Here is a 20,370-nt window from a genome sequence, read left to right as displayed (position 1 = left end):
TCCCGTTCCTACACCTCGATCCCGGCACTGGGCATCGGCGGCGGGGCGGTGCCATCGAGCATCCGCCGCCATGCCGAATAGATCGTCGCGCCCATCAACGGCAGCAGCACCGACATCAACAGGGTCTGCCCGATCAGCATCGCGATCGGCAGGCCCAGCGCGATCCCAAGCACGGCGACCAGGATGTTGGCGGCGATGCTCAGCGCGAAGAAGGTGATCACCAGCAGCACCATGAACACCAGTACCGCGCCGATGTTGTGCAGGCAGGCGCGGAAGCTCAGCCCCATCGCCGCAAAGCCGCTGCGGTCGGTGAACATCACGTCGGGAATCGCGATCAGGGTGAAGAAGCCGGCCACCATGCTGACCACCAGTACCGCGACCAGCCAGGCGAACAGCGAGCCGACCGGCAACGCCTCCAGCAGCGCAGGGTCCGGGTTGCCCGCACTGTCCTGGATCTTCTGCATCACCTCGGCCATCTGTTGCAGCTGCTCGCTGCCGATCATCGCCACCAGCAGCAACGCCAGCACCAGCAGCGCGGCCAGTTGTGGCAGCAGCATCACCAGGAAGCGGGCCATCTTGCCTTCGCGCAGGCCCTGCAGCAGGTGACCGGGCTGGGCGCTGCGGCCCTGATCGACCTCGCGCGCGGCGTAGATCACCCCGCCGAACAACAGCGGCCCGAACACGGCCAGCACCAGGCTCATCCAGACCTGGCCGGTCAACGAGGCGATTGCGGACAGTCCGCCCCAGATCAGCCCGAGCACGCCGAGGGCGAGCGGTGCCTTGCGCAGCAGGGTGAAGCCGTCGAGCAGCCACTGCGCGCCCTGGCTGGCGGAAAGTTTGTTGATATGGGGCATGTCGGTATCGGGTGTCGGAAGCAGATGTCAGGCGCGCGCCAGCTGGCGTGCGTGGTGGACGAATCGCCGCAGTACCCGGCGTGCCTGCGGGGCCGCACCGACGTTGGCGAGGATCGCGGCCGGGTCATGGCCTTCGCGGGCGAGGGCGACGTGGCGCGCACGCACGTAGCCGCGCATGTGGGTGGCGCTGAACTCGGGATGGAACTGCACGCCCCAGGCGCGGTCGCCCCAGCGGAAGGCCTGGTGCGGATCGTGTTCGGAGTGGGCGAGCACCGTGGCGCCTTCGGGCAGTTCCAGCACGCTCTGCACGTGGGTGAGCTGGGCGGCGAAGGCCGCTGGCAGGGGTTCGAACAGCGGATCCTCGCCGGCCGGTGCGGCCTTGCGGATCTCGAGCGTGCCCATCCTGCGTCCAAGCGGGTTGTCGCCGACCTTGCCGCCCAATGCGTGCGCCAGCAGCTGATGGCCGTAGCAGATGCCGAGCACCGGCAACCCGGCGCGGGCGGCTTCGCCGAGCCAGGCCGCGCTGCGCTCACTCCATTCGGTGCGGTCGGTGACCATCGCCGCCGAGCCGGTGACGATCGCTCCGGCCAGGCCTTCATGCGCGGGCAGCGTCTCGCCGGCCTCGACATTGGCCACGACCGAGTCGCCGGCCGGCAGTCCGGCAGCGACGCGGATCCAGTGCGGGAAGCCGCGGTGGCGGCGCATCGACTCGACCGGCTGGCCGGTCTCGATGATCAGGAAGTGTGGGGGCACGGCAAGGGAAGGGTGAACTAGGCCTGCCGGTATACTAGCGCGCCTTGCCGCACGCCCAGCGACACCATGGCCGCACCGCCGCTCCAATCGAACACCTTCCAGCAGTTGATCCAACGCTTGAACGCCTACTGGGCGGAGCAGGGCTGCGTGCTGATCCAGCCGCTCGACCTGGAGGTCGGCGCCGGCACCTTCCATCCGGCCACCTTCCTGCGCGCGCTGGGCCCGGAGCCGTGGAACGCCGCCTACGTGCAGCCCTGCCGCCGCCCCACCGACGGCCGCTACGGCGACAACCCCAACCGCCTGCAACGCTATTACCAGTACCAGGTGGTGATGAAGCCGTCGCCCGACAACATCGTCGAGCTGTACTTCGACTCGCTCAAACATCTCGGGATCGATCCGCTGGTCCACGACCTGCGCCTGGTCGAGGACAACTGGGAATCGCCCACGCTCGGCGCCTGGGGCCTGGGCTGGGAGGTCTGGCTCAACGGCATGGAGGTGACCCAGTTCACCTACTTCCAGCAGGCCGGGGGGCTGGAGTGCCGGCCGGTGCTGGGCGAGATCACCTACGGCCTCGAGCGCCTGTGCATGTACCTGCAGAACGTCGACAACGTGTTCGACCTGATCTGGACCTATGGTCCCGACGGTACTCCCGTCACCTACCGCGACGTCTACCACCAGAACGAAGTCGAGCAGAGCACCTACAACTTCGAGCATGCCGACGTCGCCGAACTGCTCCACCGCTTCGATGCCTGCGAGGCCGAGGCGCAGCGCCTGATCGAACTGCAACTGCCGCTGCCGGCCTACGAACAGGTCTGCAAGGCCAGTCACAGTTTCAACATGCTCGATGCACGCCGCGCGATCAGCGTGACCGAGCGCCAGCGCTACATCCTGCGGGTGCGCAAGATCGCCCAGGGCGTGGCCGAGGCGTATCACGCGCAGCGCGAGAAGCTCGGGTTCCCGGGCTTGAAGAAAGTGGCAGCGGACAAGGAGGTGGCGGCATGAGCGCCTCCAGCATGCACCCCCTCCTGATCGAACTCGGCACCGAAGAGCTGCCGGTCAAGGCGCTGCCGGGCCTGGCGCAGGCGTTCTTCGACGGCGTCATCGCCGGACTGGAAAAGCGCGGCATCGCCTTCGATCGTGGTGACGCGAAGCCGCTGTACACCCCGCGCCGGCTCGCGGTGCTGTTGCCACTGGTGGCGGACGAGCAGCCCGAACAGCGCAGCGAGGTGCTCGGTCCCTACCTCAACATCGCCCTTGACGCCGACGGCCAGCCGACCCGCGCGCTGCAGGGTTTTGCGGCCAAGGCCGGGGTCGAGTGGAGCGCGCTGGAGAAGACCACCGACAACAAGGGCGAGCGCTTCGTCCACCGCTCGGTCAAGCCGGGCGCGCGCAGCGCCGACCTGCTGCCGGAGATCATCCGCGAGGCGGTCGCGGCGATGCCGATCCCCAAGCCGATGCGTTGGGGCGCGCACGAGTACGGCTTCGCCCGCCCGGTGCATTGGCTGGTCGTGCTGCACGGCAAGGACGTGGTCGAGGCCGAGCTGCTCGGCGTGCGCAGCGACCGCATGAGCCGCGGCCACCGCTTCATGCACGACAAGCCGGTCTGGTTCAGCGTGCCCGGCGACTACATCGAGTTCCTGCGCGGCGCCAAGGTGCTGGCCGACCCGGACGAGCGTCGCGCGCGCGTCGTCGCCGAGGTCGAGGCGGCGGCGAAGGCGGCCGGCGGCAGTGCGCGTATCGACGCCGGCATCCTGGAAGAGGTCAACGGCCTGACCGAGTGGCCGGTGGCGGTGCGCTGCAGCTTCGAGCCCGAGTTCCTCGCGGTGCCGGCCGAGGCGCTGGTGGCGACGATGGAGACCAACCAGAAGTTCTTCCCGGTGCTCGATTCCGACGGCCGGTTGTCCGAGCACTTCGTCGGCATCGCCAACATCGAATCCAACGACGAGGCCGAGGTCCGCAAGGGCTACGAGCGGGTGATCCGCCCGCGCTTCGCCGACGCCCAGTTCTTCTTCGTCGAGGACATGAAGCAGGGCCTGGCCGCGATGGGCGAGGGCCTGAAGACGGTGACCTACCAGGCCAAGCTGGGCACCCTCGCCGACAAGGTCGCGCGGGTGACCGCGCTGGCCGAGGCGATCGCGGAACAGGTCGGTGCCGACAAGAAGCTGGTGCGGCTCGCCGCGCAGTTGTCGAAGAACGACCTGCAATCGCGCATGGTCGGCGAGTTCCCTGAACTGCAGGGCATCGCCGGTCGCCACTACGCGATGCAGGATGTCTCGCTCGACGATCTTCCGCACGACGACCGAGTTGCCGTCGCCGACGCCATCGACGAGGCCTACCGCCCGCGCTTCGGCGGCGACGACATCGCACTGTCGCCGGCGGGCAAGGTGCTGGCGATTGCCGAGCGGCTGGATACCCTGGCCGGCGGTTTCGCCGCCGGACTCAAGCCGACCGGCAACAAGGATCCGTTCGCGCTGCGGCGCAATGCGCTGGGGTTGGCGCGGACGGTGATCGAGAGTGGGTTTGATCTGGACATCAACGCTTTTATCTCCAGTGCTGTGGGGATTAATGCTCCGGTCGACCGTGTGGAAGATCCATCAGATCCGCACGCTCATTTAGAGCAGAGTGCGAAAGAGCTTTACGACTTCATCCTCGACCGCCTGCGCGGCTACTACGCCGACAAGGGCGTGCCGGTGCAGCACTTCAACGCGGTCGCCGAACTGAAGCCGAAGTCGCTGTACGACTTCGACCGCCGCATCGACGCGATCGGCATCTTCGCCGCGTTGCAGGAGGCGGAAGCCCTCGCTGCGGCCAACAAGCGCATCAACAACATCCTGCGCAAGGCAGAGGGTGAAATCCCCGCGGGTTTCGACCTCGAGCTGATGAGCGAGCCGGCCGAGCTGGCGCTGGCCGAGGCGGTCGAGGCCGTGCATGCCGAAACCGGCCACGCACTCGCGCATGGCGACTACGTCGAGGCGCTGCGCCACCTGGCGCGGCTGCGCCCGCAGGTCGATGCGTTCTTCGACAACGTGATGGTCAACGCCGACGACCCGGCCGTACGCGGCAACCGCCTGGCCCTGCTCAAGCGGCTGAGCGAGCGCCTCGGCAGCGTCGCCGCGATCGAGCAGCTGGCGATCTGAGGCGGGTCCCGAAGCGGCGGTTACGGCTTGTGTTTCGTGTCGTACCGTACTTCGATCAGGGCACAGTGCAATGCGACGGGTGCCGGCGTAACGGTTGCAAGCTTCCCGTCGATGAAATCGCAGCTGATGAGGTTGTCCGGCCCGCTCTTGCGGGCAGTGAGAACATTGAAGTCGACCATGACGTCGCCGGCGACGGCAGCGGCTTCAACGTCCTCGCTGCCGAGCTGGATCTGGCCGACATCGTCGCCGTGCTGTATCTGTTTCATGACCGTGCCTTCATCAGCGTGAGTCGCCGAAATACCGCGCCCTGAGCTCCTCTGCGAGGCCGCTCCTGCGCGCGCCGATCACTTCCACGGTCAGCGGTCGTGTCAGTTCATTGCGGTGGGACAGGCCGAACCCGTACTTGTCCGGCCGGAAGATCGCTCCCACCACCGAAACCGGCTGGTCCGGGTTTACATGGGCGTAGTACTCGAGCACGGGCGCGTCGCCGATGATCGCGGTAACCCGGCCGGCGGCCAGGGCCTCCACGGCCTCCTCGATGTGCGCGAAGGTGCGGGTGTCCAGATTGGCGTCACGGGCGTATTCCTCCGCCACGCTGCCGGTGCGGACCCCGACCGGCCGTCCGGACAGGTCGGCCACGCTGTTGATCTGGTTGGTCAGCGACAGGGTGGTCATCACGCTGGTCACCGATGAGGTGACATAGGCCAGCACCGCGATGCCGCAGACCAGCCACGCGCCCTGCCAGATCCGGCCAATCCAGCCGAACAGGTTCTTGCGCGAGGGCGTCTTGCCCGAGGTGGCCACCGACATCACGGTGTAGAAGCTCTCGGCCACGCCGTCGCGCCAACGGCGCGGGAAATCCTTGTCGAAACGGCGATCGAACACGGTCAGCAGGGCCGAGGCGATGACGATGACGAACGCGATCCACGCATAGGCCTTCAGGTGGCCCGATTCGCGCAGCCCGGCGACAAGATCCCTGAAGCTCGAGCCCTGCTCCTGGCGGACCATGATCCTGAGCCCGGCGTCGAACCAGGGTTGGGTGAAGTCGATGCGTTCCACCCGGCTGCGGGTGATCGTGAGATTGGTGACCGCGACGTCGATCTCGCCACTGGCGGCGGCGTCGACCAGCGCGCCGATGGTGTCCAGCTCCACGTACCGGCTTTGCAGGTCGAGTTGGCCACTCATATGCTCCCACAGGTCGATCGCCATGCCGGTGTACCGGTCATCCTCCTTCATCACGAAGGGCGGGCTGACATACACCCCGACGGTCAGCTGTCCGGAAGGCGGAGCGGTGTCGGCAGAAGCATCCTGCGCATGGACGGAACCCGCTCCGGCGAGTACGAGCAAGGCGGCAAGGAATGCAGGGTAGATGGAGCGCAGGAATCCGGAAACCATGAGGCGGCCTGTGGCTTTCTGGGTCGTTGTTCAATCAGTCGCGGTCGATCAGTCGCTGTTGGCGGTACCCATCTAGTTGTCGAGATCGCTTGTGTCCTGGAGCGTGGTGACCAGGATCGACTGCTTTTCGCAGGCATCGTCCTCGCAGATACCGGTCAGCCAGACTTCTCCATTGCCGAACATGAGACCGTTCTTGTTGACCATCAGGTCGGCAAAATTCTGCCGGGCGACAGCATCGGCAATCGCAGGCGTGACGATGCTGTCGTACTCGCGGACGAACTGGCCGGCGTCCCGGATCGTCTGCTGTCCGTCGACGGCACCGTTCAGCGGATACAGGATCATTTGTGCCACGGCATCCTTGTCGCCTGCGGCCACGGCCTTCTGCAAGGCCAGGAAAGCCGATTTGTAATCGTCCGCATTGCCGCCGAGTATCGATTCGATACCCGCTCTGACCGAGGCATCGTCTTCGGCCGGGGCTGCAGCAGCATCCACAGTTCCACCATTGCCGGCCTCATCGAGAGCCACAGCGTCCTGTGCTTCGGCTGCAGGTGTCGACCTTTCCGGTGCGGCGTCGTGCGAGCCGCCGCATGCGGGCAACAGCAGCAACATGCCGATGATGGCGATTGAATTTCCGGTGTTCATTCCGGGCTCCTCGTCTTCCAGAGTGTCGTCCGGACCCTAGTCGTCCGAGCCGGGGTCATCCACCTCGCAACCAAGGCCGTGGCAACCCTGATAGTTGCCATGGGTGTCGAAGTTTGGATTGCCTTCCCGGTCGTACTGCGGACGATCATCGATGACCTGCTGGTCCGGATCGTCCACCAGGCAACCGACGCCGTGGCAGCCCGTATAGCCGGAGCCCGAGTTGCCGGTATGGTGGTGCGCGTTGCTGGTGTGGTGGTGCTTTTGATCCGACTCGGCCGCACCCACGAGCAGCGCGCCCAGGACCGCGCCCGCCACCACCGCGCCGGTGTCGTGACCGCGAGGGCCATAGCTGCGCGTGCCGTCGTCATATGTGCCGGCCTCGCCATGGTGATAGCCGCCGGGATCGGCGAAGACGCCGGAACAACCCTGCGAGACCCAGATCCGGCGGGTGGCTGGGTTGAAGCCCCAGGTGCGGTTGATGATGCAGGCCGCATGCGAACTCTGGTAGACCAGATGAGGTGCCTCCAGCGGCGCATAGCACTCGTTGTATTGGTACTCGTGCGAGATGCATTCGACGGTCGTCTCCGCGGAGGCGGGCGACGGCGACCCGACCCAGGCCAGGCCGGCGGCGATGGCCAATACGGGGAGTTTCATGTTCATGGTCTGCTCCTGGTGGAAACGAGTCCGCGTGGCCCGGGTGACGGTAGTGGACCCGCCGTGAAAGCGCGGTCTGTTTCGCAAAGATGGCATCGTCCGGACAGCCGGCGCAGCCCGCCGAGGAAGCCATGGGCGTCCAGTGCCAGTCCCTGGCCGATCCGCACCGACGAACCCTGGACGCCGGCCAGGACGGTGCGTGCCCCATGACCAGGCCGAATCCCGGGCCGGCCGGGGTGTCCATTCCCGGCCGGTTCCTTCTTTCTGCCGCTCGTTTGTGCTTCCCACTGCAACCGGACCGATTGCGTTAACGGAGGATTGATGGCGGCCCGGTATGCTCGGCGCATGCCTGCCTGTTCATCTGCCCCGGCTGCAAAGGACCCGCCTCCGGTGGTGGTACGACCGTCGGGCCGTCGCTTGCCGGGCATCCTCGCCTCCGCATTGCTGCTGCTGGGCAGTGGCACCGCCCATGCCATCCAGGTTGGCGAGGTCGGCATCCATGGCCTCGATGAGCCGATGACCGAGAACGTGCGGGTCGCGTTGTCGCTGGTCGATGCCCGCGGCGAGGAGTTGAGCTGGCGCCGGCTCGGCTATCTGATCACGGCCGCCGAGAAGGAAACCCGCAAGGCGCTGGAACCGTTCGGCTACTACGACCCGCAGATCACCGTCGAGCGCCGACGTGAGGGCGATGCGGTCGCGGTCTCGATCAGGGTCGAACCCGGCGAGCCGGTGCGGGTGCGGCATTCGGACATCGCCATCATCGGCGCGGGCGCGACCGACCGCTACCTGAAACAGGACCTGGCCAAGTTCAGGCCGGCGCCGGGCGAAACCCTCAACCACGAGAGCTACGAAGCCAGCAAGGTCCGGATCACCCGGCGCTTGGCCGAGCGTGGCTATTTCGATGCCGACTTCGTCTCGCGCCGGGTCGAGGTCACCCGCGCCGAACATGCCGCCGACATCGACCTGGTCTGGGAAAGCGGCCCGCGCTACGACATGGGAACGATCACCTTCACCCAGCAGCCGGAGCGGATCATCCGCGACTCGCTGCTGGAGCAACTGATCTACTGGAACGAAGGCGAGTATTACCATCAGGGCAGGCTCGACCGTTTCCGCCAGTCGCTGTCGCAGCTGGACTACTTCGCCGCCATCGACATCGTGCCGCAACCCGATCAGGCAGTGGACGGGCGGGTCCCGGTCGAGGTCACCCTGACCCCGGCCAAACGCAGCGTCTACACCGCCGGCGTCAGCTACAGCACCCTGGACGGCCCCGGCATCCGGCTCGGGCTGGAGCGGCGCTACCTCAACGATCGCGGCCACAAGCTGCTGTCGCAAGTCGACTATGCCAAGCGCCGCAAGACGGCGACCGTGCAGTACCGCATCCCTGCCTTCGCCTGGCTGGACGGCTGGTACATCGTCGGCGCCCAGGGCGTCGACGAGCAGAGCAAGTACATCGATTCGCGCCGGATCGAATTCACCGGCAGCCGCACCGGCAAGATCAACCGCTACCTGACCGCCACCGCTTCGATGCATGCGCTGCGCGAGCGCTGGCGCTATGCGATCAACCGGGATCAGGATGGCGACGGCGTGCCTGAGCCGCTCCCCTACCAGTACGGAACATACGTCTACCCGTCATTGCGCGCCGACTATGTCGATGCGGACAACGCGCTGTTTCCGCGCGATGCGCTCGCGGGCAGGCTCGAGATCCGCGGCGGTGCCGAGGGCCTCGGCTCCGATGCCAACTTCGCCCAGGCCTACGGTTCGTTGCGCTGGTACCGAGGAGTCGGCGAGCGCAACCGGCTGATCGCGCGTGGCGAAGTCGGCCATACCTTCACCGGCGATCTGGTCAACCTGCCGCCGAGCCTGCGCTACTACGCCGGCGGCGACCGCAGCATCCGCGGCTACGGCTGGCGCGAGGTCGGCCCGAGCGAGGAAACCGAGGGCGGCCGCTACTACACCGGCGGCAAGAGCCTGGCCACCGGCAGCGTCGAATTCGAGCATTACTTCAACGACACCTGGGGCGTGGCCGGCTTCGTCGACAGCGGCAGCGCGTTCGACGACAGGCCGGACTGGCGCACCGGCGTCGGCGTCGGCCTGCGCTGGGTCTCGCCGGTCGGCCCGTTGCGGCTCGATCTCGCCCGCGGTCTGAACGACCCCGAATCGTCGTTCCAGATCTATCTCAACATCGGTGCCGACTTGTGAACAGGCCCGCCGACTCGCTTCCCACTCCCGACCCGCACGACCTGCGCATCGCCGAACTGCGTGCGCGACGCTTCGCGCGGATGCGCTGGCTGGCGATCCGCAGCGGGCTGGTTTTCGCCGCGATGGTATTGCTGCTGCTGGCGCTGGTGTACTGGCTGGTGAGCACGATCGGCGGCCGCGACCTGCTGCTCGCGCAGGTCAAGTCGCGGCTGCCCTACGGCACCGAGCTGTCGTGGTCGAAGGTCGAAGGTCCGGTGCGCGGGCCGATGGTGTTGCACGACGTGCGTTTCATCAGCCGCGGCTGTCCGGCCGATGGCGAGACCCCGGTGGCTTACCCCAACTGCAAGCATCCGCGCACCACCACCTTCACCGCCCGGCGGATCGCGATCAATCCGGCGTTGCAGCCCTTGCTGGGCAAGCGCCTGCAGTTGAACGCGATGGCGCTGAGCGATGCCAGCCTCGACCTGCCCGACTCGGACAAGCCGTTCGAGCTGCCGCGCTGGCCGGATCTGCTGCCGCAGATCGCGCCGCCGCTTGCATTGCGCGCCGGCGACATCCGTGTCGACCGGTTGAAGATCAGCCGCCAGGGCGAGCCGCTGATCGATCTGCACAGCGTGCGCGGCGGGCTGGACGCCGGAAACGGCTGGGTCCGTGTCGAGCGATTCGATATCGACAGCGACCGTGGCCGCTTCAGCGTGCACGGCGACTATGCGCCGCGCGACAACTACCGCACCGACCTGGTCGCCACTGCAGTGCTGCCGGCGCCGGCCGGCCGCACCCGGCCGCGGCTCGGCCTGGTCGCACGCGGCAACCTGGCGAAGATGGATATCGGCCTCGGCGGCGCCGTGCCCGGTCCGCTGCGCGCGACCCTGAGCATCGAAACCCGCGCTCTCGAAGAGCGCAGCGCCCCGCGCTGGCAGTTGCGTGCCGACGCCAGGGCGCTCGATCCGGGCTTGCTCGCCGGCGGTGAACCGTTGGAAGCGCCGTTGGCGGCGACGTTGTCGGTGGACGGCGTCGGCGGTGCGATGGACGTGCAGGGCGAACTGACCCGGGGAGACCTCACGGCCCGCATCCAGCCTTCGAAGCTGCGGCTGGAGGACCAGGTCGTCGAGGCGGCACCGCTGGTGGTCGACATTTTCGAAGGCCGCATCATCGCGCACGGCCGGGCCGACTTCGGCGATCCGGCTGATGACGATGAAGAGCGTGGCCGTATCCGCTACGCGATCAACGCGCGCGGGTTGAGCTGGGGCGGCGAGGCGGACGAACCGGCCGTGATCGCAAACGCCGACCTTGGTATCGCCGGCACCCTGCAGGACTGGGCGGTGATCGGCCGCGCCACGCTCGTCCGCGACGGTGAGCAGGCGAACGTCCGCCTCGACGGCCGTGGCGACAGCGAGCGCATGCGTCTGCACACTCTCGAGATCGAGATGCCGACCGGCACCCTCGACGTCGGCGGCGAAGTGGCGTGGGCGCCGACCGTTGGCTGGGACCTCGAGACGACGCTGGCAGGCTTCGACCCCGGTTACTTCCTTCCCGACTGGCCGGGCGCGGTCGATGGCCGCATCAGCAGCACCGGCGAGCTGCGCGACCCTGGTGGATTGGCGGCCCATGTCGAAATCGAATCGCTCGGCGGCCGCCTGCGCGACCGCGCGCTCGACGGACACGGCCAGATCCGGATCGATGGCGATGCTTACGAAGGCGACATCACCCTGGCGCTCGGCGCCAGCCGCGTCGAGGCCAGTGGCCGGATCGCCGACAGCCTGGATGTCGAAGCCCGCTTCGAGCCGCTGCGGCTGGTCGACGTGTTGCCCGACGCTGCCGGCACCCTGCAAGGCACCGTATCGTTACAGGGACGCCGCGACGCGCCGGACGTGGCCGCCGACCTCACCGGCAGCGGACTGTCCTGGAGTCGCTCCAACACAGACAGGTACAGCGTCGACACGGTCAGCCTTCGCGGCCTGCTGCCATGGCGCGGGCGCAACGGCGAGCTCGCGCTGCGCGCCACGGGCGTGCAGGCTGGTACCGCGCTGGACACGTTGTCGGTCGATGCGCGCGGCACGGTCGAGTCGTTGCAACTCGACGTCGATGCGCAGGGCGACATCGGCCGCCTCGTGCTGGCCGGACAGGTCGAGCAGCGCGGCAACGCCTGGCAGGGCCAGCTGGCCACGCTGCAACTGGCACCCGTGCGCGGGGCCTCGTGGGCACTGCAGCAGCCGGCGGCGTTCCGCTGGGATGGCAGCAACAGCCGGCTCGAGCGCAGCTGCCTCGCATCGAGCGGCGGTGGCACGCTCTGCATCGACGCCGACTGGCCGCGCCGCGGCCTCGATGTCGACGGCCGGGCCCTGCCACTGACTCTGGTCGAACCGTGGATGCCCGCGCGCGGCGACGGCCGGCCGTGGCTGCTGCGCGGCGAGATCGCGATCGATGCGCAACTGCAGCCGGCTGGCAATGCCTGGCGTGGCGACGTGCGCGTGGCCTCGGCCGGGGGCGGCGTCAAGTTCAGCGAACGCAGCCGTGAGGAGATCTTCGACTACAAGGACCTGCTGCTGCAGGCCCGTTTCCATCCGCAGCGGATCGAGGCCACCCTCGGCGCCACACTGATCGGCGACGGTCATCTCGATGCGCGCCTGACCACCGGCTGGGACGACTATTCGCCGCTCGAAGGCGAAGCCTCGATCAACCTTCACGAGCTGGTCTGGCTGGAGCTGTTCTCGCCGGATATCGTCGAGCCGAAGGGGACGCTGAACGGCCGCATCACCCTGTCCGGTACCCGTGCCGAACCGCGTCTCGGCGGGCAGATGCAGTTGAGCGATTTCAGCACCGATATGCCCGCGCTCGGCCTGCACCTGCACGACGGCAACGTGCGCCTGCTGGCCCGCAGCGACGGCAGCGCCAGCATTCAGGGCGAGCTCTACAGCGGCAATGGCGACGACAGCAGCGGCCCGCTCAACATCGACGGCGAACTCGGCTGGAGCGACGACGGCCCACCGCTGCAATTGCATGTGCACGGCAAGGACGTGCTGGTGTCCGACACCCGTGACCTGCGCGCGGTCGCCAGCCCCGACGTGCGGGTACGAATCGCCGCCGGCGAGCCGATCACCGTCACCGGTACCGTCACCGTACCTTCGGCCGCGATCGACCTGGAACGGCTGGAAGGCGGGGTGTCCGTCTCCGACGACGTGGTCGTGCTCGACCCGGCCGATCCAGAGGACAGGGGTGCCGCGCCGCTCGACCTCGACCTTGCCATTGCCCTCGGCGACGACGTCCGCCTCAACGGCTTCGGCCTGCGCGGCAGCCTCGGTGGGCAGATGCGGGTGCGCGCCCGCCCGGGTCGCGAGATGACCGCGCGCGGCACCCTCAACGTCGCCGGCCGCTACAAGGCCTACGGCCAGGACCTGACCATCCGCCGCGGCGAACTGGGCTGGTCGAACAGCCCGGTCTCGGATCCGATCCTCGACATCCGTGCGATCCGCGAGATCGGCAACGTCACCGCCGGCGTCGATATCGGCGGCCGGGTCAGCGCACCGGAGGTCAGGGTCTGGTCCGACCCGGCGACCACCCAGTCCGATGCGCTCGCCTACCTGACCCTGGGTCGACCGCTGTCCAGCGCGACCAGCGCCGAAAGCGACCAGCTCACCGCCGCCAACGCCGCACTCGCCGCCGGCGGCAGCGTGCTGGCCTCGCAGATCGGCAGCAAGATCGGCCTCGACGAAGCCGGCGCAATGCAAAGTCGCACCCTCGGCAGTGTGTTCGGCGTCGGCAAGCGCCTGTCGCCGCGCCTGTACGTCGGCTATGGCGTGTCGATGGTCGGCGCCGGCACCGTGCTGACCCTCAAATACCTGCTCGGTCTGGGCTTCGATGTCGAGGTCGAAAGCGGCTCCCATGAAAGCCGTGCCTCGCTCAACTGGCGCAAGGAGAAGTAAGCTCGGTACTACTCCGCAACAGGTTCGCGATGGAAGCATGCCGACGACCACATCCAGGCCCGCAGGAAATGGATTGACTGCGCTGTTGCGCCATCGCTTTGCGGCTCAGCACCTGTCTACCGGCAAGGCGGAATCACCCCACGCCGCAGTGCGTCGCCTGCTTGCGGTGCAGGCGCAGGACTACCACGCGGCGTTGTGGGCGGTCGGGCTGCGCACGTCGGGAGCGACCGCGGCGACGGTGGAACAGGCGCTGTCCGAACGCCGGATCGTCCGCACCTGGCCGATGCGCGGCACCCTGCACTTGGTTGCCGCCGAGGACGTGCGCTGGCTGCAGGGCCTGCTGGCACCGCGCGCGCTGGCCCGCGACGGCAACCGCCACGAGCGCGAGTACGGACTGGACACGAAGGCCATGCGCGAATGCAGGCGCGCGGTCGAACGCATCCTCCGCGATGGCGAGCCGATGCCACGCCCGGCGTTGTATGCCGCGCTCGAAGCCGACGGCATCGCCACCGGCGGCAGTCGCGGCCTGCATATCCTGATGCGGCTCGCGCACGAGGGCCTGATCTGCCAGGGGCCGAGGGTCGGCAAGCAGCCGGGCTTCGTCTGGCTCGATGCCTGGCTGCCGCCAACGCCCCCGCTGTCGCGCGAGGAGGCGCTGGCCGAACTCGCCCGCCGCTACATCGCCGGTCATGGCCCGGCCACTGCGCACGACCTGGCATGGTGGTCGGGGCTCACCTTGACCGATGCCAAGGCGGCGCTGGCCTCGGTGACATCCGGGCTGGTCGGGCTCGATATAGACGGTATCCGTCATTGGCAGTCCCACAATGCCGCCGCCGCATCGTCTACGCGTGGTGTGCTGTTGTTGCCCGCGTTCGACGAATACCTGCTCGGCTACAAGGACCGCACCCCGGTGCTCGACCCCGACCACCACCGCAAGGTGTTCACCATCAACGGGCTGATCCATCCGACGGTGGTGGCGGGTGGCCGCGTGGCCGGCATCTGGCCGCGTGCGGCTGCGGAGTTCGAGCCGAACCTGTTCCGCCCGCTCGGCGAAGCGGAGACCCGCAGCCTGAAAACCGCATCAGAACGCCATGAGCAATTCTGGAAGCAGTAGGCATGTAGCCCACGTGCGACGCATCCGGGAATCCCGATTGCGTCCCGCTTACCCGGGCAAAGGCATCTGGCGATGCTCGACGGTTGCGCAGCATGCTTTCACAGCGGAGCCTGCATTCGCCAGGGCGACAGGGTGATGTCCTCCGGGCGCCCTTCGGGGTCGATGACGGGATTGGGGCGCTCGTGCGTCTTATCCTGTATCGGCCCACAGGAATATCCATGCCAGAGCTATCTCCCCAGCCGCAGGTTGTCGCGCCGTTTGAACAGTTGAATCGGCGTTTTCGCCCCGCATTGATGGCTTTCTTCCTGCGCCGGCTGGGCAGTCATGCTGAAGCCGAGGATCTGACCCAGGAGGTGTTCGTGCGGATCACCGCCATGGATGTCGGTCGCATGACCTCTTCCGAGGCCTATATCTTTCAGATGGCCGCCAACTTGCTGCGAGACCGCAGTCGAAGGGAGAAGGTACGCTTCGATTTCCGGGCCGATGCGATGGCCGATGAACAGTCCGGTCTGGACCTGCGCGAGCCGTCCCGTGTGGCTGCCAGCCGGCAGTCGCTTGAGAGATTGGAATCAGCGCTGCGTGCATTGCCCGATACGACGCGGAACATGTTTGTGCTGTACCGCCTTGAGCATGTGGATCGCCGTGATATTGCGGCCGCCTTCGGGACTTCGCTCAGTACTGTGGACCGGCACCTGGCCCGCGCCATGGCGCACCTGACACGTTCGATGAGGGACGACGAATGAAAGGGGCCGCATCTGCAAACGACTGCATCGATCAGGCCAGCGGCTGGTGTCTGCGCCTGTCCGAAGGCCCGTTGGACAATGATGAACTCGATCAGCTGCAAGCCTGGCTCGACGCCGACCCTCGCAACACCGAAGCTTTCGAGAACGCCGCTCGCGCCTGGCAGGCGTTCGAACAGGCAGGCAGCTCACCTGGGCTTGTGCGCCTGCGTCGCGATGCATTGGAGTCCTACAGCCGGGGCCAGGCCAAACGCTGGCACAGCCCCGCGCGTCCGTCCTGGTTGGTCCGGGCGACCATTGCGGCCTGCCTGCTGGTGGTGGTTGGTGTCGGACTTTGGTGGTCGGCGTGGCAACCGGACAGCTACCGAACTGGCCTGGGCGAGCGTCAGATGGTCATGCTTGATGATGGCTCGCAATTGTCGCTCGACGCGGATACCCGGGTGGACGTTCGTTATGGCCGCCACCGCCGTGAACTCTGGTTGCGTCAGGGGCGTGCACGCTTCCAGGTCGCGCACGACTCGCTTCGTCCGTTCAGCGTGTCGGCGGGTGACCGGCTGGTAGTCGCTACCGGAACGGAATTCAGTGTGGAGCTGCTGCAACGCGAGGTGCACGTCGTCCTTTACGAGGGCAGTGTGGAGGTGTTGGCCCGCAACGGCCGCAATGCAGAACCTGCACAGGCGGTCCAGGCTCTGAAAGCAGGCGGTGCAAGGCCGCGTCTCCTGCCTGGCCGTGAGCTCGTTGCCACCGTCGATTCCACCGAAACCCGCATTCACCAGGTCGATACGCGGCGCTCGCGTGCCTGGGAAAGCGGCCAGCTTGTCTTCAACGACGAGCCTCTGTCCGCGGTTGTCGCGCGTATGAACCGATATGCCGCGCAACCACTGGTCATCGTCGATGCCTCGATCGAGGGAATGCGTATCAGCGGCACCTTTGCTGCTGGGGATAGTGATGCCTTCGCCGAAGGCGTTACCGGAGTGTTCCCTGTCCAGGCGCGGGCACAGGACGGGCTGATCCTGTTGCAGGGTGTGGGGGACTAGGTTTCGCAGGATTCGGCTTGTCAATGGCAGTGACGTGATCGTGCCGTTCGTGCGTCTTACATCGCACATAGCGGAAACCGCATCCCGCGGTGCCGTTCCAGCAAGGGGATCCGCATGCCGTCCAAGCATCACCGCCACCTTCGTGGTCACCGCATTTCACTGGCGATCGTTTCTGCGCTGGCCCTGTCCGGAGCCGCGATTGCCCAGGAGAGTGGGAGCTCACCCGCTACCAGTCAGCAGGCCGGGCAGCACAGCTTTGACATCGCCGCCCAGCCACTGGCGGAGGCTCTGCAGGCATTCGCCCGCATCTCGCGGCAACAGGTGACATTCGACGCGGCCGCGCTTGCAGGCAAGATCGCCAATCCCGTTAGTGGGCGCTACAGCCCCTCCGAGGCCCTGCAGCGGCTGGTAGAGGGAATCGACGTTGAGATCCGCCGGGGCACACACGGCGTCTGGATCGTTCGTCCACTGCCACCTGCGTCCATCCCGGCGGCGGGCGTGGCGGAGATGGAAACCATCGTGGTGACCGGTACGCATATCCGCAACGTCGCGCCGACGGGGTCTCCCATTATCGTGATCGATTCCGAGGACATCCGGCGCAGCGGCTACTCCGGTACCGAGCAACTGTTGCAGGCGCTGCCCCAGAATTTCCGTGGTGGCGAGGCTGGCGCTTCGGCCGACGTCAACATGAGCCTGGGCTCGCAGCGCGGCTTCAACATGACTGCAGGCTCGGGCGTGAACCTGCGTGGACTTGGCGCCAATGCCACCTTGGTGCTGATCAACGGGCGACGCATATCGGCGTCGTCCGGCGGTACCTTCACCGACATCTCGATGATTCCGCTCGATGCCATCGAGCGCATTGAAGTGTTGGCCGATGGCGCTTCGGCTGTCTATGGCGCCGATGCGGTCGGAGGCGTGGTCAACATCATACTCAAGTCGGACTACGACAGCGCCGAGACCCGTTTGTCCTTCGGCGCCACCACGGAGGCCGGGCGCGACGAGTATCGTGTCTCACACAGCATGGGGCGCCAGTGGGACGACGGCAGCATGATGCTCACCGCCGATTACCTGCATCAGAGCCAGCTGATGGCCAGCGAGCGCAGCTTCACCGCAGACGTGCCTGCTCCAACCAGCCTGTTTCCGTCCAACAGGATGGCCAGTGCCGTGTTCAACGCCAGCCACGGGCTCACCGATGCGCTGACGCTCAAGGGTGACCTGCAGTACTCCCGCGCCGAACGTTTCCTGGTCACCACCAGTGGAAACATCCGCAACGAGAGCAACGTCACGCCGGTGCGCCGCAACGCGGCATTGACGCTGGACTACAAGCTGGCAAGCGACTGGAACGTCGCACTCGATCTGTTCGCCAGCGGGGAGGTCGCCCGCAGCCAGGTGCATTCCTATCTGCCCGACGGTACGCCAGGCTACGACTACCGGCATGTGCGCAAGCAGGAACAGCAAGGTATCGAACTCAAGGGAAGCGGCCGCTTGTTCGACACGCCTGGCGGGAGCATGCGGCTGGCCGTCGGAGTCAGCTACAAGAAAGAGGATTACCAGCGGACGATCGACCTGTGGTCCATCGACCATCGGGCCAATCGTGACAACACGTCCGCATTCGCCGAGCTGCACGTTCCACTGATCGGGAAAGACAATGCGAGTGCGGGCCTGCATCGCCTCGATCTCTCGTTTGCGATGCGTCATGACGATTACTCCGACTTCGGGAGTACCAGCAATCCACGGGTGGGACTGTCGTGGGCGCCCACCGAGCGCCTGACACTACGCACCAGCTACAGCACGTCATTCCGCGCGCCCGCGATCGGGGAGGAAGCGCGCTTCAGCAACGATGGATTGCTGGCTGCCCAGCTGCAGCCGTTCCTGGCAGCGGACGGTACTGAATGGGTGCCGGTCGTGGTGTGGCTCGGGTCGGAGGAGCTCCGGCCCGAGTTGTCCCGCAACCGGAGCATCGGGATCGACTGGAAGCCTGCGTTCGCCGACGGCCTGTCGCTTGCGCTGACCTATTACGACATCCGGTACACCGATCGCATCATGTTGCCGCCGTTCGAAATGGACATCCTTGGCGACCCGGAGTTGCAGGCTTTCGTACATCACTATGACGACCCGGCGCAGCTGCGGACGGAGGTCGAGGAGGCCGCCGCGCGCGGAATCCCGTTTCTCGACTACACCTTCGGTGAGTTCGGGGACGATCCACTGGAGGTGGCCACCACGGCTTACCGCTATATGTGGACCAACGCCCGGCGGGTGGACATGAGCGGACTCGATATGGAGATCCGCTATCCGATCCGGCGGAATGGTCACCACATCGAAGCTGGTCTCGATGCCAGTCTCATCCAGAAGATCGAGAACCGCCTGTCGCCTGCATCCACTCCGTTCGACATGGTCGGCACGTTCGGCAACCCGCCGAAGTTGCGTGCACGCGGATCGCTTGCCTGGTCGTACCAGGGCATCTCGACGGCGATGAACATCAACTACAACCACTCCTACACTGATACCAGTGGTCTGGCCGACCGCCCGATCCGGGCCTACACCACTGTCGACCTTGTCACACGCTACATGTTCGCGTCCGGCGGGAATCCGTTTTCCGACGGCCTGTCGGTGTCGTTGAACGTCACCAACCTGCTCGACGAGAAGCCGCCGTATATCGAAGCCGGCGGGCTTGGGTCGCATTACGATTCTGCCAATGCCAGTCCGTTGGGCAGGATGGTGCTCCTGCAGCTTGCAAAGCGCTGGTAGGAGGGTGCGCCGTATGTCCCGGATCATCCTGTGCGCCAGCCTGCTGACGGCAGCTCTGGTGGTAACCGCAGCACAGCCGCCCTCTCCCCGATTGGGGATTGGAGACGTGCCGCCACCTTTGTCGCCGATGGCCTGGATCAAGGGTAATCAGGTGACGGAGTTCCAGTCAGACCACGTGTACGTGGTCAGTTTCTTTGCCACCTGGTGCGGCGCGTCGCGCCAAGCGATGCCACTGATGAGCCAGCTCGCCCGGCAGCACGCCGGAGATCTGACCGTCATCGGTGTCAACGTCCGCGAATCCGAGCGGGGCGATCCCTCGGTCGAGTCGATATCGCGGTTCGTCGCGGAGCGCCCGGAAAGCTTCGACCATATCGTGGCGATGGACGACCCGATGACCGCGCCACTGTTCCAGAGTTGGATGCGGAGTGCGGACATGTACGGAACGCCCACCGCGTTCGTCATCGGGCGGGATGGCCGGATCGTCTGGATTGGCATTCCCATCGATGATCGCGCGGTCTATACCTTCGAGCAGGCGGTGGCTGATGCGGTTAGTGGATCGGTCAATCTGGATGCCTCGCGCGCCGTCCACGTCGAGACCGCGCGCGAGATTTCCGAATACCTGGAAGCTCGTGAGGTGTTGGCCGACGTCGATGCTGCGCGCATGCGTGGCGATCATGCCGCGACGTTGACCGCGATCGATGCCGTCGTCGCCGAACGACCCGAGTATCGTCACCGCACGCGCGATACCCGATTGTCGGCATTGCTGCACATCGATGAATCAAAAGCGCTGGCCTTCGCCGAGCAGGAGCTGGAATTCGTGTCCGCAGGTGAGTTGGCAGAACATCGGGGCAGGATCGCCGGCAGCATCGGTCGCACCGTCGCCGGCCATCCCGACCTGTCGCCCGCTGCCCAGGCGTGGGCGCTGTTCTATCTGCGGCAAGGGATTGAGGCCGAACCGGAAGGGTCCGGTGGAGTGCTCAACTGGTTGTCGTTGGCTGAGCTCGAGCACGCCCGCGGCCACATCGATCAGGCCATCGCCGCGCAGGAACGTGCGGTTCGCCTGGCCCGTACTGCGCGGGAAGTCACGGCCGAATCGTTGAAGGAGCTGGAACGAACGTTGTCGGAGTACCGGGCGCAACGCATGGACGGCGCGACCTCGCCGTAGCCGGAAGGT

At 66.6% G+C, this 20,370-nt stretch carries 15 protein-coding genes; 9 read left to right on the top strand and 6 right to left on the bottom strand.

Annotated features, from left to right (window positions below):
- Positions 1-8: 8 nt before the first annotated feature.
- Positions 9-854 (bottom strand): BPSS1780 family membrane protein, encoded by an 846-nt coding sequence (locus tag FKV23_RS16510; protein ID WP_141624847.1) that lies wholly within the window; start codon positions 852-854, stop codon positions 9-11.
- Between the two features lie 27 nt (positions 855-881).
- Positions 882-1,607 carry a glutamine amidotransferase gene (locus tag FKV23_RS16505; protein ID WP_208543305.1) on the bottom strand — a complete coding sequence of 242 codons (726 nt, stop codon included), beginning with the start codon at positions 1,605-1,607 and terminating at the stop codon, positions 882-884.
- Between the two features lie 66 nt (positions 1,608-1,673).
- Between FKV23_RS16505 and glyQ the strand changes: the two genes are divergently transcribed.
- Positions 1,674-2,609, top strand: coding sequence for a glycine--tRNA ligase subunit alpha (glyQ, locus tag FKV23_RS16500; protein WP_141624845.1), 936 nt, complete (start codon positions 1,674-1,676; stop codon positions 2,607-2,609).
- The gene (gene glyS, locus FKV23_RS16495) at positions 2,606-4,744 is read left to right on the top strand and encodes a glycine--tRNA ligase subunit beta (RefSeq protein WP_244244036.1); all 2,139 of its coding nucleotides are present in this window, start codon (positions 2,606-2,608) and stop codon (positions 4,742-4,744) included. The genes glyQ and glyS overlap by 4 nt, the downstream gene beginning before the upstream one ends.
- Positions 4,745-4,764: 20 nt before the next feature.
- On the opposite strand, the gene FKV23_RS16490 is transcribed toward glyS, so the two are convergent.
- From FKV23_RS16490 to FKV23_RS16475, 4 genes are all read right to left on the bottom strand, one after another.
- Complete coding sequence (locus tag FKV23_RS16490; RefSeq protein WP_141624844.1) at positions 4,765-5,010, bottom strand: hypothetical protein; 246 nt, start codon at positions 5,008-5,010, stop codon at positions 4,765-4,767.
- A gap of 13 nt (positions 5,011-5,023) precedes the next feature.
- The gene (locus tag FKV23_RS16485) at positions 5,024-6,139 is read right to left on the bottom strand and encodes a transporter substrate-binding domain-containing protein (protein ID WP_141624843.1); all 1,116 of its coding nucleotides are present in this window, start codon (positions 6,137-6,139) and stop codon (positions 5,024-5,026) included.
- 72 nt (positions 6,140-6,211) lie between these two features.
- Complete coding sequence (locus tag FKV23_RS16480; protein ID WP_141624842.1) at positions 6,212-6,748, bottom strand: hypothetical protein; 537 nt, start codon at positions 6,746-6,748, stop codon at positions 6,212-6,214.
- A gap of 69 nt (positions 6,749-6,817) precedes the next feature.
- On the bottom strand, positions 6,818-7,441 hold the full coding sequence (locus FKV23_RS16475) for a DUF3011 domain-containing protein (protein ID WP_141624841.1): 624 nt from the start codon (positions 7,439-7,441) through the stop codon (positions 6,818-6,820).
- Between the two features lie 384 nt (positions 7,442-7,825).
- Between FKV23_RS16475 and FKV23_RS16470 the strand changes: the two genes are divergently transcribed.
- From FKV23_RS16470 to FKV23_RS16440, 7 genes are all read left to right on the top strand, one after another.
- Complete coding sequence (locus tag FKV23_RS16470) at positions 7,826-9,634, top strand: autotransporter assembly complex protein TamA (protein ID WP_244244035.1); 1,809 nt, start codon at positions 7,826-7,828, stop codon at positions 9,632-9,634.
- A complete protein-coding gene (locus tag FKV23_RS16465) occupies positions 9,631-13,557 on the top strand; it encodes a translocation/assembly module TamB domain-containing protein (RefSeq protein ID WP_244244034.1) in 3,927 nt (1,308 codons plus the stop codon). Before FKV23_RS16470 ends, FKV23_RS16465 begins: the two co-directional genes overlap by 4 nt.
- Positions 13,558-13,594: 37 nt before the next feature.
- Complete coding sequence (locus FKV23_RS16460) at positions 13,595-14,671, top strand: winged helix DNA-binding domain-containing protein (RefSeq protein ID WP_167285344.1); 1,077 nt, start codon at positions 13,595-13,597, stop codon at positions 14,669-14,671.
- A gap of 218 nt (positions 14,672-14,889) precedes the next feature.
- Complete coding sequence (locus FKV23_RS16455) at positions 14,890-15,414, top strand: RNA polymerase sigma factor (protein ID WP_141624838.1); 525 nt, start codon at positions 14,890-14,892, stop codon at positions 15,412-15,414.
- A complete protein-coding gene (locus tag FKV23_RS16450; RefSeq protein ID WP_141624837.1) occupies positions 15,411-16,448 on the top strand; it encodes a FecR family protein in 1,038 nt (345 codons plus the stop codon). The genes FKV23_RS16455 and FKV23_RS16450 overlap by 4 nt, the downstream gene beginning before the upstream one ends.
- 114 nt (positions 16,449-16,562) lie before the next feature.
- Positions 16,563-19,196 (top strand): TonB-dependent receptor, encoded by a 2,634-nt coding sequence (locus tag FKV23_RS16445; RefSeq protein WP_141624836.1) that lies wholly within the window; start codon positions 16,563-16,565, stop codon positions 19,194-19,196.
- 13 nt (positions 19,197-19,209) lie between these two features.
- The gene (locus tag FKV23_RS16440) at positions 19,210-20,361 is read left to right on the top strand and encodes a TlpA disulfide reductase family protein (RefSeq protein ID WP_167285342.1); all 1,152 of its coding nucleotides are present in this window, start codon (positions 19,210-19,212) and stop codon (positions 20,359-20,361) included.
- Positions 20,362-20,370: the final 9 nt, after the last annotated feature.

It is taken from the genome of Lysobacter alkalisoli, assembly GCF_006547045.1.
Classification (GTDB): domain Bacteria; phylum Pseudomonadota; class Gammaproteobacteria; order Xanthomonadales; family Xanthomonadaceae; genus Marilutibacter; species Marilutibacter alkalisoli.
This window is presented reverse-complemented; position numbering and strand designations above follow the sequence as displayed.